The following is a 15325-nucleotide window of genomic DNA, read 5'->3' as shown; positions in this document are numbered from 1 at the left end:
AGTGTACACAGCGCGCTGATCATATCTATATCTGAGTAAAGACCTACGCCAAATGTTGCAGCGAAGAATGAAAGTGCGCTGACAACTATGGACTGTACTGACTCCTGGCATGCTGTTGCCACGGCGTCAAACTTTCTGTATCCGTTCAGTCTGTTTCTCTTGTACTTCGTTGTCATCAGTATGGCGTAATCAACCGTCGCGCCGAGCTGGATAGTACCGATAACTATTGAAGCTATGAACGGTATCTCTGTTCCGGTGAAGCAAGGGATACCCATGTTGATGAATATCGCAAACTCTATGACTGCCACAAGTACGATTGGCAGTGATATTGAACCGAATACACAGAGGATGATGATGAATATCGCTCCGATGGATACTGTACTTACAGATGCGAAATCCTTATCTGTTATAGTGATAAGATCCTTTGTACAAGGAGCCTCACCAACCAGCATGTTCTTCTCGTTGTATGAATCGATGGTATTATTGATCTCTGTACACTGATTGTTAACCTCATCTGAAGCAACCTCATACTCTGATCCGACGAGTATCAACTGCCAGTCATCGCTCTTGAGCGCCTCTGTGACATCTGAAGGTATGAAGTCGGTTGGAATACCTGCTCCAATGATGCTGTCAAGTCCGAGACAGAACTTAACTCCATCGATGTTCTCGATATCTGACATCATGTTTCTTGTGTCCTTGTCACTCTGATCATTTGTGACAAGTATCATATGTGTTGAATTCATGTTGAATACCTCAGCCAGCTCTGTGTTGGCCTGAACACTCTCCAGACTGTCTGGAAGTGATGAATCCAGCTTGTAATAAACCTTTGTATGATTGTATCCGTATATTGCAGGGATCAGGATGATCACGAACAATACAAGGAATACTTTGTAGTGCTTAGCTATGAATTTTCCTACTCCCTTGAACTCTGGAAGTATTACTCTGTGTGTTGTCTTCTCTATCGCCTTGTCAAATACAAGGATGAGTGATGGAAGTATCGTTACACATGCGATAACTCCGAGTACGACACCCTTTGCCATGACGATACCAAGGTCAAGTCCGAGGGTAAAGCTCATGAAGCACAGTGCAACGAATCCGGCAACTGTTGTTATGGAACTTCCCACAACTGATGATATTGTCTCTGCGATGGCGTGTGCCATAGCCTCTTTCTTATCCGTGTATTCCTTCTGCTGTGCCTTGTAGCTGTGCCACAGGAATATGGAGTAATCCATTGTAACTCCGAGCTGAAGTACCGCAGCCAGCGCCTTTGTTATGTATGATACCTGACCCATGAGGATATTTGATCCAAGGTTGTACACGATCGCCATTCCTATACTTGCAAGGAAGAGTACCGGGATCATGATAGAGTCCATTGTGATCGCCAGGATGATACTACTCAGGATAACCGCTATAAGTACGTATATCGGGGTTTCCTTCTCTGACAGCTTCTTGGTATCGACGACAACCGCTGACATACCGGACAGGAAGCACTGCTTGTTTGATATGCTTCTTATCTCCTCGATGGCATCCATTGTGCCGTCCGCCGATGTGGTATCATCAAATATGATGGCCATCATGGTGGCATTCTTTTCGTCATTATTAAATGCATCATAAAGGCTTTCAGGAAGCATATCCTTTGGTACTGACAGGTCTGCAAAGCTGTCATACCATATAACCTTTGATACATGGTCTACTTTTTCAATCTTTGATTTCAGTGCGGATACATCTTTGTCTTCCATCCCCTCTACCACATACAGCGAGAAGGCTCCTGTACCGAACTGGTCAACCAGTATATCCTGACCTTCCATGGTCTCGATATCCTTCGGAAGATATGACAGAATATCGTAGTTTACCCTGGTCTTGATATAACCGTATGCCGCTGGTATGAGAAGAACTAAGCTGAGAATCAGTATTACGACCCTCGCACTTACTATCTTTTCTCCTAGTTTTAACATAGCCATAACATCTCCTTTTTCTATTCTGTGGTGGATTATACAACCTGATATTTCTTAAATAAACTACCCAAAATACGAAAACGTTTACATTTTGTTACAAATATGCTAATCTGTAACAAACGTTTGAACACATATTCAAAATTGATTATAAACAAATTATAAACTGAGGGAGGTTTGGGAAAGTGCCTAATCCAAGCGAGGAAAAGACTGAAGATAAAATTATCAAAAGCTTCAAAAAGCTTGTAAACGAATATTCCTTTGATAAGATCACTGTCACGATGATCGCTGAAGACGTTGGAATATCAAGACCGATATTCTACAGACATTTTAAAGACAAATATGAGCTGATGGATTACATGCTCTACAATGAGGTGACCAAGGAACTGGAGGTACTGCTTGAGCACAACATGATCCTTGAGGCCATAAAATATCTCTTCACACACATTATTAATGAAGCGAAGCTTTACAGAAAGCTTTTTGAGACAACCGGGCAGAACAGCTTTGAGCAGGTCATGATCGAACAGTTCACCAGTTTCTTCAAGGAACACCTGAAGATATTTGACACGGATCAGATTCCTGACAATCCTATGCTGTCTCCTCTTATTATATGTAAGTATCTGGTAATGGGTCTCACCGTTGCCATCAAGGGATACCTGAACAGCCCGGAGATCACGAGTATCAACGTGGATCAGGCTGTGGAGGCTTATTACTTCCTGGTGTCACACTCCATATTCGAGCTCACCAAGGAGGACTTCAGACCAAAGCTGTTCCAGGCGGTGGATCGAAATTACATTACGCTGCCTTCCAAGAATTAACTGCCGGACGCCCATGGGTGCTGAGACGGACGCCCATAGGTGCTGACGAGGGATTGTGCCCATCCGGGAAAGCGCAAAAAGCCTACACGGTGGTGTAGGCTTTTTATTATGCTTTCCCGGAGGTAATCTACTTTTTCGTTAACACCTATGGGCTGGTTTTTTATAACATTAAATTACACTATATGTCATTTAATATTTTCATAATTATACAATTCCTCCTTATTCCTTCTTTTCCATTTACTTCTATGTTTTCGCTGCATGATGCATTCTGATTTTACTTCCGGCAGTTATTGGAAGCATGTGGAATTACAAAACTTGAAAATACAGGTTGCCAGTTACATATACATACGTCCTTATACCTCTTATCATTTAGCCTCTGACTGTAATCTGGCTTGATATATCTCGTTATTTCGGATGATCTCGTCAGCGGTGCACGGCATGTAGTTGTTGATCATGCAGCCTACATTGTAAGCACGTCCCTGGCCGGTCATGAAGCTGTACACTTCAGGACTGCTCTTGTGGATATGTCCATAGAAATGGTATGCCCCGCTTTTCTTCTTATTCCACTCAGCTATCGGAAAGTGACACATAACTATCAGCTTACCTCTGTCGCTCACATAGTCCATCTTCTGTATATCGTCGAAGTAGGACTGCAGCTTCTCACTTCCCATTATTACCTGATCGTGATTGCCAAGGATGAGGCGCTTGTGTCCTTTAAGTCTTGCAAGGATCGGCTCCGGATCTTTCAATTTAAAGCAGAAATCCCCGAGAATATACACTGTATCATTCTTTCCTACCCTGCTGTTCCAGTTATGTATCATTCCATCAGCCATATCATCCACATCTGTAAATGGTCTCTCATCAAATTTTATAGCATTTGCATGTCCAAAATGAAGATCTGACGTATAAAATATCATACAATATCACCTCTCATTCCTACTCAGCGTACCATGTAAATATATGCAGCAGCCTGGATAATTTTCTATGTCTGGCTGCTGCCATGATATAACATAACCCGTCAAACATTCACCGTGTTATCTCTTATGATCACCTATATCAGGCTATCGCCTTCCGCCTGCTTCATGTCATTATAAAACCATCTTCTAAGCGTGCATATATCCCTCGGAACATTTGCGGGATCCTCTGTATCGTGAAGCTTTCTCACCCACGCATAGTACTCATTTGCAAGAGGGGTGGTGAGTGCCGATGTCTTCTTGATATATCCGTTTCTGATAGCCTCATAGGATATTGTCCTCATAAACTTCCAGAAATTGTAGTATGCAAGCTTGAGCTTTGTCATATATCCGGCGCTGTCCTCGATGACAAACCCCTCTATGACTCTGCCGTTATACTCGTAATCATCCTCAAGGATATCATAATACCAGTCATAGAACTCCTGCCAGGTTGCAAGCTCGCAAGCCTTCTTCTTTGGTGTCAGGCCGAACCGGTGGGCTGTATCACACATCGCATCGTAATCATACTTTGCATAGTTTATCTGGTTGTAAACTATATCAAGCAGATACAGATTGCTCTCCGGGTACTCTATGATGTGAGGATCATGCTTCATATCAACACACTCAAATACAAATGTCACATTGTTGTCCTTCGCAAACCGCTTCATATTCTCTATATTCTCCGGTGTCACCTTCTCATATATCATATCCTTCAGCCAGCCGGCGGATGGTCCCTCTATGGTGGATTTGCTCGCTATCAACAGATCGTCGTTGTACTCATCGTAGCTCACGAGTCCCAGGAAACCGTTCTCCTCGACATAGGCAGTCACCGGAAACTGCAGCTTATTCTGCAGCATATCAAACTTTGTCTCAGGGCGCTCATTGATATTAAAGAACTTGTCATACGCCCTCGCTGCGACTCTTCCCTTGAATGTGTCAATGTACAAGCCCCTTGCTCTTGTGGTCTGCTCATCCCACACCCTGTCATTGAATGCCTTGCTCGTGAAGTTGAATGACGAAATATTGCCAAATGTCTTCTCCTGTATGTACCTGTTCCCCCGCAAGGAGATGATCACATCTGCAACAGAGCTTGTGGTAACGGTCTGTTCCTCCTGTATCTCAGGTGCCTTGAACACATCATTGTGGATCTCCACCTCATGGATTCCATCAGCATCCACCCGAACGCATCTGAGTTCCCCGCCATACTCGACTCTGCCCTCAAGGTTGAACACTCTGTCATTCACCCGCACCGGGAGCAGCTTGGTGTTCCTGTGTCCATGGATCTGATAGTAATTCGCCGGCATCTTCCCGTAGAATGTCTCTGCGATCTTCTCGAAATCATTGTAAGCTCCGACTCCATGTATCATCTGATCAGTTGCCACAAATGTGAGATTGTCGGGAATCACACTGAGTCCCGCATGGGTCACCAGATATACATTATCACCGTAGCTATAGTAAGCACACTGTCCAAACCTTCTGTAAAGCTTCCGCACCTCCTTCTTGTCGATTCCGGAAGCATCGAGGATTGGTCTTGTCACAAGCTCAAACTCCTTCGACCTGCCGGTGCAGTCATTTGCCCACAGCCACAGCCATCTCTCGTGATTGCCCTCAAGCATGAGAACATTCTTCCTGTCCATGATAGATATCAGGAAATTTACAACCTCCGCATTCTCCACGCCTCTGTCGATATAATCACCTGTAAATATATAGAACTCATCATCCTTTATACCGCCATTGTCATCCAGATACTTCATCAGCGCTGTATAGCATCCGTGAACGTCCCCGATGTGATGGATCCTCTTATACTGGGAGAAATCCCTCTTCTTCATCCAGATGCTGTCAAGCTCGTCCGGCTTTATGACCGTGATTCCCGAAGGGATCTTTTGTGTGGCAAAGCGGGAGTACATCTTGTCAATAACGTCATCTGATACCCTCTTGAACTCCTCCCTCCCGGCATTTCTTCTCTTCACCTCTTCTATAGGTATATCTGTAAAATCTACACAATACATTCTGTATCTGTACGTCTCACACATATTCTTATATCTGTTTATCTCCGAAGTCTTGGAATTCGTGGCATCTATCACCGTAAATTCGCCCTTCTGCATGCGGATCTCAAGGAGGCTGAACAATGTCTTCCACACCGTACCATCATTGTTCTGACTGATTCCTCTCGTACCATCCACCTGCAGCACCGGACTCTGACAAAGCAGTCTGATGTCGTCCGCTGAAAGTGTGTATGGTTTTAATCCATTCTGCTCGATCCATGTAGATTTGCCACAACCGGCAGATCCCCTAAGCAAAAGCAATACTCTCATATTCTATCTGCCTCCTTCTTTACAATACTATTTTGTCCAATATACCCTATCTCCCTATATTTTTCACCCAACCTGTAGTTTAATCTATCTGTTTTCTAAATTGTGTTTCTTGGATCGTTACAAAGTCATGGACAAACATAGAATTCGGCTCGCCGCAGATTTAGACGATAACACGGGCAAGCAATTCCATTTTCAATCCATTTTCTGTGCAAGCATTACTCTTGCAAATAAAAAAGCTCCCCGGCAAATGATTCTTTCAATAACATCATTCGTCCAAAGGAACTTTTTTATATTTTTATGTCATATATCTTTGTCTTGTATATCTTTGTCTTCCGGCCATCAGGCACGAACAAGCACCATCGCACTCATCTTCGGAGCTTTGATCGTGAGTACGTTGTGCTCCACCATGAAATCCTGTGGCTCCAGTGTATAGCCCTCTTCATTTGTCAGCATGACTCTTCTGAGTATCGAGTGGTTGTACACACCTATCTGACGGATATGAAGCTTCAGATCCACATCCTCATAGTTGGTGTTCATGATGACTACCACCTGCTTGTTGTCAGTAAATCTTCCATAGCAGAGTATCTTGTGTCCGCCATGGAGATATAATACAGAACCTGACTTAAGCGCCTCGTACGACTTGTGTATTCTTATCATGTCCTTGTGGAACTGTATCAGCTCCTTGTCCTCATGTCCCCATGGGTAAGTTCTTCTGTTGTCTGGATCTGTCCATCCGCACACACCGGCCTCATCGCCATAGTATATGGTAGGAGCGCCCGGCCATGTCATCTGGAATACGACAGCCTGTCTGAATATACCCTTGTCCACGCCCTGATCGGCGGCATCCGCTCCCATGGTGTGAAGTCGTCCGACCTTTCTGTTGGTTCTCGTGAGGAATCTGGAATGGTCGTGGTTGGACAGCTCATTCATGGACACGTCTATCGATGGTCTCAGGAATCTGGACATATGGTAGTTCATCGCACCCTTGAACGCATCGTAATTACCCAGAAGGTCTCCGCGGAACTCATCGCTGTGCTTCTCAACACCGCAGAGAAACCATGTGATAGGCTCCATGAACGCATCGTAGTTCATGACTGTATCCCACTGGTCGCCCTTCAGCCAGCTCTTCGGATCACCATAGTGCTCCGCCAGAATGATGGCATTTGGGTTGGCCTCCTTTACATTTCTCCTGAACTCACGCCAGAACTGGTGGTTGTACTCAGGTGAATGGCCCAGATCCGCCGCCACGTCAAGTCTCCATCCATCCGCATTGTATGGAGGTGACACCCATTTTCTCGCTATCTTCATGATGTACTCAACCAGCTTCGGCGAGTCCTCATAGTTGAGCTTTGGAAGAGTGTCATGTCCCCACCAGCCATCATATGTTGTATTGTACGGCCATGCATTGTCATTGTAAAACTTGAAGAAAGTGTTGTAAGGGCTGTCCTTCGATACAAACGCACCCTTCTCGTAGCCCTCCTGATTCTCGTATATACACTCCCTGTCCATCCATTTGTTGAATGAACCACAGTGGTTGAACACGCCATCCAGGATGACCTTCATGCCACGCTTGTGTATCTCCTCAACCAGCTCGGCAAAGAGCTGATTGCTGGCCTCAAGATTCTTTTTATTTGTAACTCTGTTGATATATCTCGACGACTGCTTGTTCTCAAGGCATCCGCCCGGAAGGCAGTCACCCTCATCGTCAACTATTCTTCCATAGTGGGGATCAACGTAGTCGTAATCCTGTATATCATACTTATGGTTGGATGGTGATACGAATATAGGGTTCAGATATATTACATCCACTCCCAGATCCTGCAGATAATCAAGCTTATCCTTGACACCCTGGAGATCTCCGCCATAGAAACGTCCCACATCCATGGTGCTCGGCCTCTGATTCCAGTCCTTTACCTGAACTGAACCGGTACCTATATATGCGTACTCATTATCCAGCACATCATTGGAAGTATCCCCGTTGCAGAACCTGTCCACAAATATCTGATAAAATACCGCACCCTTTGCCCACTCCGGCACCTTGAATCCCGGACATATCTCAAAGTCGTACTCTCTGTCGTTCTGCTTCGTAGGTCCCAGCTTGTCATAAAAGCATGTGACCCTTCCCGAATGTATCTCAAAATGATATCTTATGAATGGCAAACCTCCAGGTATCGTTGCGGTATAAAAGTCAAATATTCTGTTGGAACTCTCCTTTGTCATCTGTATCTTTTCTTCATTATATATAAGGAACACTTCATCCACATTATCGGCTGTAGTCCTGAATCTGACATTCACATCCTGATCCACATCCGGCTCCTGTGGGCTGACATAATATTTGCTTCCGTCCGCAAACAGTCCGCCTTTATTTAGTATGGGCTTTACATTATATACATAATCATGTATCTTCTGCCCATTGGTCTTCTTTTCCCCCATACAATAAAATCTCCCTTGCACATACTCTTTTTTATATTAATACTTTTCGGGAGATTAGGCAACAAGATAAAACATATATTAGCTGCAAATATACAGCAGGAATCGCCTCATATCAGACCATCCTGCCCAATTTCTGTTTTCACCAAAAGTAAAAGAGACAGTCACCGAACGACTGTCTCTTTTGGAGAAGGTATTTTGTTACTTTTATGGGGTGTAGCCAAAACTATATAATGTATTGGGGGTTACAAGTATTATTATATACAAATCCCGTCAAAAGTCTGCCCAAACATTTTTTTATTTGGCAAATGTCATTGTGCAATATCACAATACATTTCCTGAATATTACCTGATTTTTACTTTTTATTGTTCACATTAGACAAAACACCGGGCATTTTCTAAAAGCCACGTCTCTTCAGATCACTCACAAGGTCCACATAGAATTCCCTCACATCAAATGTATCTATATTTTCTCTGTTCAGATCTATCACGTCTCCGTGGGAGATTCCGCGCCTGCCCTGAGGCTTCAGATATATGAAGTTGGAGCCCCATTTGAACGAATCATATCCGACAAGTCCATCGTTCTCACCATCAAACTGCTTTACGAATGCGTTGGTGGTGTTGAGCGGGAAGCGTCCACCTGAAGGCTTCTTCATACATGAACCCGTGCTCTGTATGTATACGCCCTGTGGATCAGGGAGCTCTCTGTTCAGGTTTTCACACGCTGATGCCGTGAGATCCGTCACCGCAGCTATGAAGTCCGGGTTTGTGTCACCCAGCTTCTTGAGTGCAGAATTGTAGGCATTTGCCACGGTCTGCTGCTGTTTCTCCGGTATCTTGCCCAGAAGATAATCCGCAAATTCGCATCCCCTGTGCGGAGTGTTAATCGTTGTGAGTGATGCTACATAAGGGGCCATACCGAGCTTCGATATGGCATATCTGCTGTCAAGGCCTCCCTTGGAATGGGCTATGATATTCACCTTCCCGCATCCTGTTTCCTTCAATATCTGCTGTATCCTGTCAGCTATCTCCCGTCCGGAGTCAGCCACAGATGCGGCGGACTGATGGTTTCCGTAGAATATGGTCGCACCATTCGCCTCAAGTGCCGCAGGGATCCTTCCCCAGTAATTCAGATACCTGAAATCCCTGAAGAACACTCCGTGTACCATGAGTATTGGATATCTGGTGGCGCAGACCCGGTCAGCCTGTCTTGCCTTATCCTTTATAATCTTCTCGTTCTCCAGAACCGTCTCACCTGATGCCAGACTTATCAGCTTGCCAAGGACTATCAGATGTACCACCGGAATCCAACCGCACAGTATACCGATCACTCTCCATTTGATACCGAGCTGCCTGGATGACACATATATTCTTATTATTCCAACCCAGAATGTGACCGCCAGTACAGCCACCGCCGTGAGTATGTACAGAACCCAGTTCTTCCACGTCCATGCCCTGGCATCTATCACATGAACCAGCATGAGTATCAGCACAGCCACCGACATGACCGTTGCCGCCAGGAAAGAGTACAGATTCTCGCATCCTCTCTGACATCTTCTGATCCCACTCGACTGGATATTTTTCAGTCCGAGAAATGGCATAGCGGTAAGCAGTACATATCCGGCTATGAGCACCACAACTATAAGCGGCATGAGTGGTATATTCCACTCCGGACACCTTGCCAGCAGATATACATTTGCCAGCAGGAACGGTATCACCGCATTTATCCCTCTCTTTATTATCTTCATCCCTTGTTCTCCCTTCCGTCATATATCCAACATAAGCCAAATGCCCGCAAGAAAACTGCGGGCATCTGTATTGTCTTTATATATTACTGTTTGTCTGTCTGAGTCTCAGCTTTCTGCTCTGCAACAGCATTATCTGCTGCATTTACATTCTCTGCTGTACTCTGCTCTGCACCGTTGCTCTGAACATCTGCATCTGCATCCTTAGCATCGTCTCTATCGAACAGTGCTTCAAACTCAGCTCCTGTTATTCTCTCCTTCTCAAGAAGAAGCTTTGCAGACTTGTGAAGAACATCCACATTCTGCTCCAGAATCTCATAAGCCTCCCTGTAACACTCGTCAACGATCTGCTTAACCTCCTCATCTATGGCGGCGGCTATCTTTTCGCTGTATGGCTTGGTATGTCCAAGATTTTTCCCGAGGAATACCTCCTCCTGATCATCGCTCTCATAGTTGATAAATCCAAGATTTTCGGACATTCCATACTTCGTAACCATGGATCTTGCATAACCGCTGGCCATCTTGATATCCTGTGAAGCACCCGTGGTAAAATTGCCAAATATGATCTTCTCTGCAATTCTTCCGCCCATGCTAACTTTTATCTCGTTGAGCAAATGCGCTTTAGTAAGATATTCCTGATCACCCTGTGGAAGCGGCATGGTATATCCTCCGGCTCCGGTACCTGTAGGTATGATAGACACAATATGCACCGGGCCAACATATGGAAGGAGATGGAACAGTATCGCATGTCCCGACTCGTGATATGCCGTGATTTTACGATCCTCCTCGGAGATCACATGGCTCCTCTTCTCACCACCGACTCCAACCTTGATATATGATTTGTCGACATCTTCCTTATTGATATATTCCCTGCCGGCCTTCGCAGCAGAGATCGCAGCCTCATTCATCAGGTTCTCAAGATCAGCTCCCGAAAATCCGGCTGTTGTTCTGGAGATCTCGTTGAGATCAACATCTTCTGCCAGAGGCTTGTTCGCAACATGAAGCTTGAGGATTTCCTCTCTGCCCTTGATATCAGGAGGATTGACAGATATCTTTCTGTCAAAACGTCCCGGACGGAGGATAGCTTTATCCAGTATGTCCACACGGTTGGTAGCTGCAAGAACTATGATTCCCTCATTCGCTCCGAATCCATCCATCTCTACAAGGAGCTGGTTCAGAGTCTGCTCACGCTCGTCATGTCCACCGCCAAGTCCTGTACCTCTCTGTCTGGCAACGGCATCGATCTCATCTATAAATACGATACATGGTGCGTTCTTCTTTGCCTGTGCAAAAAGATCTCTCACTCTCGCTGCACCGACACCGACGAACATCTCCACGAAGTCTGATCCTGAAATACTGAAGAACGGAACCCCCGCCTCTCCTGCTATGGCCTTTGCCATGAGTGTCTTACCTGTTCCAGGAGGGCCGACAAGAAGAACTCCCTTCGGTATACGTGCACCGACCTTGATGAATCTGCCCGGGTTCTTGAGGAAGCACACTATCTCTTCGAGATCCTCTTTCTCCTCACTGAGACCGGCAACATCGTCAAATGTTATTTTCTTCTTATTATTTTTCTTATCTTCCTTCTCTTTCTCATCAGGCTCTGTCATTTTCGCCCTGCTCTTGCCAAAGTTCATCATCTGGCCTCCACCGCCCTGTGATGATCTCACGAACAGCAGCATGACAAAGAACATGACGATCATGACAAGGGCATACGGAATTATCACACTCCATATGCTCGTCTTCTCCACATCGTTCAGGCTGCATCTGGCAACGACCTTCTTATCGTCATCCGAGCTTACGGTCGCATTATACTTGTCCACACTTGCCTGATAGTCGTTATAAATCTTCACGACATCATTGACATCTGTGGAATAAAATGCAAGAGTCTTTCCGTTGGTGAACTGCACCTGAACTACCGCCGTAGGAATCTCTGCATTTGGCTGTATCGACAATGCCAATATCTTGCCATCATCCAAATCCTCTGTCAGATCTGTGTAACTGTAAGTGGTGGTCACTTCAATCTTGTCGCTCTGCATCCATCTGTTTATGAGGATGAAAGCAACTATCAGGATCAACAGATAGATTATCATTCCATTCCTGAATTTTCTCTTATCCATATTTTCCATGTATATGCTCCTTAATCAATATATTACTGCTCTATGACACCTATATATGGAAGGTTTCTGTACTTCTGGGCACAGTCAAGGCCGTATCCCACAACAAATCTGTCAGGGATCTCAAAACCTGTCATATACAGCTCAACCGGGATAACTCTTCTGTCCGGCTTGTCAAGCAGGGTCACAACCTCAAGGCTTGCAGGCTTTCTCTCGCCGAGAAGCTTCACAAGGTATGAAAGGGTTCTTCCCGAATCAAGAATGTCCTCCACGATGATTACATCCTTTCCCTCTATAGACTCATCAAGGTCCTTGTTCAGCTTGACAATACCTGATGACTTTGTTCCATCGCCATAGCTGCTCACAGACATGAAGTCCATGGTGACCGGACTCTTCATTCTCTTCGCAAGCTCACACATGAAGAACACACTTCCCTTAAGGATTCCGATCAAATGTATCGTCTTTCCCTCATATGCCTTATCTATGGCTGCTGCCATCTCGCTTATTCTGTTTTCCACCTCACTGCTGCTGAGCATAACACCAATCTGTTCTTTCAACTCTGTTTCCTCCTGTTAAAATTCAACTCAATTATCTTTTGTGTATCTTCTGTCACTTTATAATTCTCGCCAATCCTAAGTCCCACGGCCCACACGACCTCCTGCCCGGATGTCACAAGTGGAATATGACGCCGCTTGTCCACCGGTATCTTACAGTCAGTATACAGACGGTTGAGCTTCTTTCTCGAGCCCGCAGAATTAACGACTATATAATCCCCGTTTTCAAATGTCCGCAACTGCAGACACTGTTTTATTTTACCATAATCAAGAAACTTCGTACACTCTTTTTTTGCAAGATCAAGGGCTTCAGGTCTGTCGTAGATCCTGACCGTAAGCCTTCCCTCACACAGCTCATACTCACCATCACAGGTGATGTCTATGTCCACGCAGCCCGGCAGCCCGCCGTCCTGACAGCTCTGGTCACCGGCGCGGTTCTCACCGCCGGCAAATACCAGTCTGCCGTACTCCAGCCACACCCTCGCACCGGCAGGAAGATTGATCCCCGCCCCGGTGTCAGCCGAGTACAGCTTCGTAACCTCCGACACATGGCTCATGCCGATATCCTTCAGGCCTCCGCACACCATTCCGATGAGCTTTCTTATGACAAGCTCCTGCACGAGCCTGTCCTGCTCCTTGAGAGCCGCCATGTCCAGCTCATATCTCCGGTCAGTGCTGTCTCCGGTCCAGCCACAGCCTTCACTTCTGACATCAATTCCCTGTCCCGTCAGGAAATCATCAACCAGTCCGGCAGCAAGCCGCTCGTAATCAGCCGCCATCATGGCCATCTGGCAAATGTGCTCCGTGGCCTGTCCATTTATCTCATTCATAAGAGGAAGTATCCTGTGTCTTATCTTGTTCCTGGTGTAATCATCCTCATTGTTGGTGGCATCCGTACAGTATCTGATCCCCTGCCGGCCAAGATATTCCTCTATGTGGCTCCTGTCGCTCCCAAGAAGCGGTCTCACTATGTGATTCCTCACCGGGGCTATACCCTTTATGCCGCCCATTCCGGTTCCCCTCGCCATGTTGAACAGAACCGTCTCAGCCACATCGTTGCGGTTGTGGGCGACTGCGATCACACAGCCCTCATCCACATATCTGGCACGCATTCTGTCAAATGCATCATATCTTGCATGGCGTCCGGCCTCCTCCACGGTCTGTCCGGCCTGCTCCGCAAGCTTCCTGACATCGATCCTGTAAGAGTCGCATGTGACACCATATTCACCACTCAAAGTCTCAACGTAGCTCTGGTCACCATCCGCAGCCTCACCGCGTATCATGTGATTTATGTGTACAACGTGTATATCTATTCCCAGCTCCGCCCTGTGCCTTGCCAGCACCGTGAGCAGGCTCACCGAATCCGCGCCGCCGGACACACCGCACACGCAGTGACTTATACCATCAAACATGTGGTATTTTCTTATATACTCAAGAACATCTTTTTCAAATACATCCATACATTTATCCTTCTGTAAATATCATAATTTCATATTATAGCATAGAGTTACTCAGGCTGCGCTACTTTTCTCAGATCCTGATATCACCGCCGCCATGACCGTCACGTCATCCCGAAGCGACACATCCCCCTGTCCTATCATGGCGCCCAGTATATCATCGACCATCCGTCTGCTGTCACCCACTCTTATTCCCTTGAGCACATCCTGCATGTGATCGGACACATCCATATCCGAGAGCCCATCGCTCACCATGACCACGGCATCCCCCGCCGCAAGTTTCACATCCGCCATGTCGCACTCGGCATCGTCCAGCACGCCCACGGGAAGAGTAGTGCTCGTTATCTGGCGGATCTCATTTCCATCATCGCCCGGGCGTATCACATAGGTCACCGACGCCCCCTGCTTGAAGCTCCTCATGGTGCCGTCGTACATGTCTATGACCACCATATCAAATGTCGTGAATATTCTGCCCTTATTTCTCCTGGACATACATCGATTGGCAAATGCAATGCTGTACTCCGGGGCAAATCCCGCCTCCAGCAGCTCCTCCATGGTGTCCAGCATCATGCAGCTCTCGCAGGAGGCCAGGCTTCCGCTTCCCATGCCGTCAGACAGCATCATCACCAGCCTGCCATCCTCATACTCCTTCACCGAGAAATTATCCCCCGACACCGGAGAGCCATATTTCTTTATCCTTCTGACATGGTAACGCCCCTTGTAACGCGCCGCCTCCTCGTACACGGCAGATCTGTACTCATCGAAGAAAAGGCTCGGCGAATCCATGCCCGCCCTTATATTCTTCCTGAAGTACCCACTCAATACATCAGCCACCTGTCTTGACAGCACCATGCCCTGACCTGACGTTCTTCCCGCCACATAGTATCGGCTCCTGTTGCCACTGTCCATGGAGGCCGTGACCCTGACCTCGTCCATCCCCAGCGATCTTATCTGCCCCAGCAGCTTTTCATCGGATATCTCCCT

General features: G+C 46.3%; 10 protein-coding genes. 1 reads left to right on the top strand and 9 read right to left on the bottom strand.

The annotated features are described in order from the left end of the window. A partial coding sequence (locus ABUA34_RS11390) for an efflux RND transporter permease subunit (protein WP_349823333.1) occupies nucleotides 1–1955 on the bottom strand: 1955 nt, incomplete at its 3' end. A 182-nt stretch (nucleotides 1956–2137) separates the two neighbouring features. Here ABUA34_RS11390 and ABUA34_RS11385 point away from each other — a divergent pair. Continuing rightward, complete coding sequence (locus ABUA34_RS11385) at nucleotides 2138–2770, top strand: TetR/AcrR family transcriptional regulator (protein ID WP_055145091.1); 633 nt, start codon at nucleotides 2138–2140, stop codon at nucleotides 2768–2770. Nucleotides 2771–3135: 365 nt separating this feature from the next. On the opposite strand, the gene ABUA34_RS11380 is transcribed toward ABUA34_RS11385, so the two are convergent. The 8 genes from ABUA34_RS11380 to ABUA34_RS11345 all read right to left on the bottom strand — a co-directional run. Further along, nucleotides 3136–3687: a Predicted phosphoesterase or phosphohydrolase gene (locus ABUA34_RS11380; protein ID WP_015534620.1), complete on the bottom strand. Its 552-nt coding sequence runs from the start codon at nucleotides 3685–3687 to the stop codon at nucleotides 3136–3138. Between the two features lie 134 nt (nucleotides 3688–3821). Next, nucleotides 3822–6038: an RNA ligase gene (locus ABUA34_RS11375; RefSeq protein ID WP_349823332.1), complete on the bottom strand. Its 2217-nt coding sequence runs from the start codon at nucleotides 6036–6038 to the stop codon at nucleotides 3822–3824. Between the two features lie 339 nt (nucleotides 6039–6377). Further along, a complete protein-coding gene (locus ABUA34_RS11370; protein WP_349823331.1) occupies nucleotides 6378–8471 on the bottom strand; it encodes a glycoside hydrolase family 13 protein in 2094 nt (697 codons plus the stop codon). A 395-nt stretch (nucleotides 8472–8866) separates the two neighbouring features. Continuing rightward, nucleotides 8867–10216: an esterase/lipase family protein gene (locus ABUA34_RS11365; RefSeq protein WP_349823330.1), complete on the bottom strand. Its 1350-nt coding sequence runs from the start codon at nucleotides 10214–10216 to the stop codon at nucleotides 8867–8869. An 83-nt stretch (nucleotides 10217–10299) separates the two neighbouring features. Then, a complete protein-coding gene (gene ftsH, locus ABUA34_RS11360) occupies nucleotides 10300–12342 on the bottom strand; it encodes an ATP-dependent zinc metalloprotease FtsH (protein WP_055224006.1) in 2043 nt (680 codons plus the stop codon). A 23-nt stretch (nucleotides 12343–12365) separates the two neighbouring features. Then, nucleotides 12366–12887 (bottom strand): hypoxanthine phosphoribosyltransferase, encoded by a 522-nt coding sequence (gene hpt / locus ABUA34_RS11355; RefSeq protein WP_022216999.1) that lies wholly within the window; start codon nucleotides 12885–12887, stop codon nucleotides 12366–12368. Further along, on the bottom strand, nucleotides 12884–14344 hold the full coding sequence (tilS, locus tag ABUA34_RS11350; protein ID WP_349823328.1) for a tRNA lysidine(34) synthetase TilS: 1461 nt from the start codon (nucleotides 14342–14344) through the stop codon (nucleotides 12884–12886). The genes hpt and tilS overlap by 4 nt, the downstream gene beginning before the upstream one ends. A gap of 51 nt (nucleotides 14345–14395) precedes the next feature. After that, the coding region (locus ABUA34_RS11345; protein ID WP_349823327.1) for a SpoIIE family protein phosphatase at nucleotides 14396–15325 on the bottom strand (930 nt) is incomplete at its 5' end.

Source organism: Coprococcus sp. RTP21428st1_C9_RTP21428_210409 (assembly GCF_040227395.1).
Classification (GTDB): Bacteria; Bacillota; Clostridia; order Lachnospirales; family Lachnospiraceae; genus Coprococcus; species Coprococcus aceti.
The sequence above is the reverse complement of the archived record's forward strand: the minus strand, read 5'-3'. Positions and strand labels throughout refer to the sequence as shown.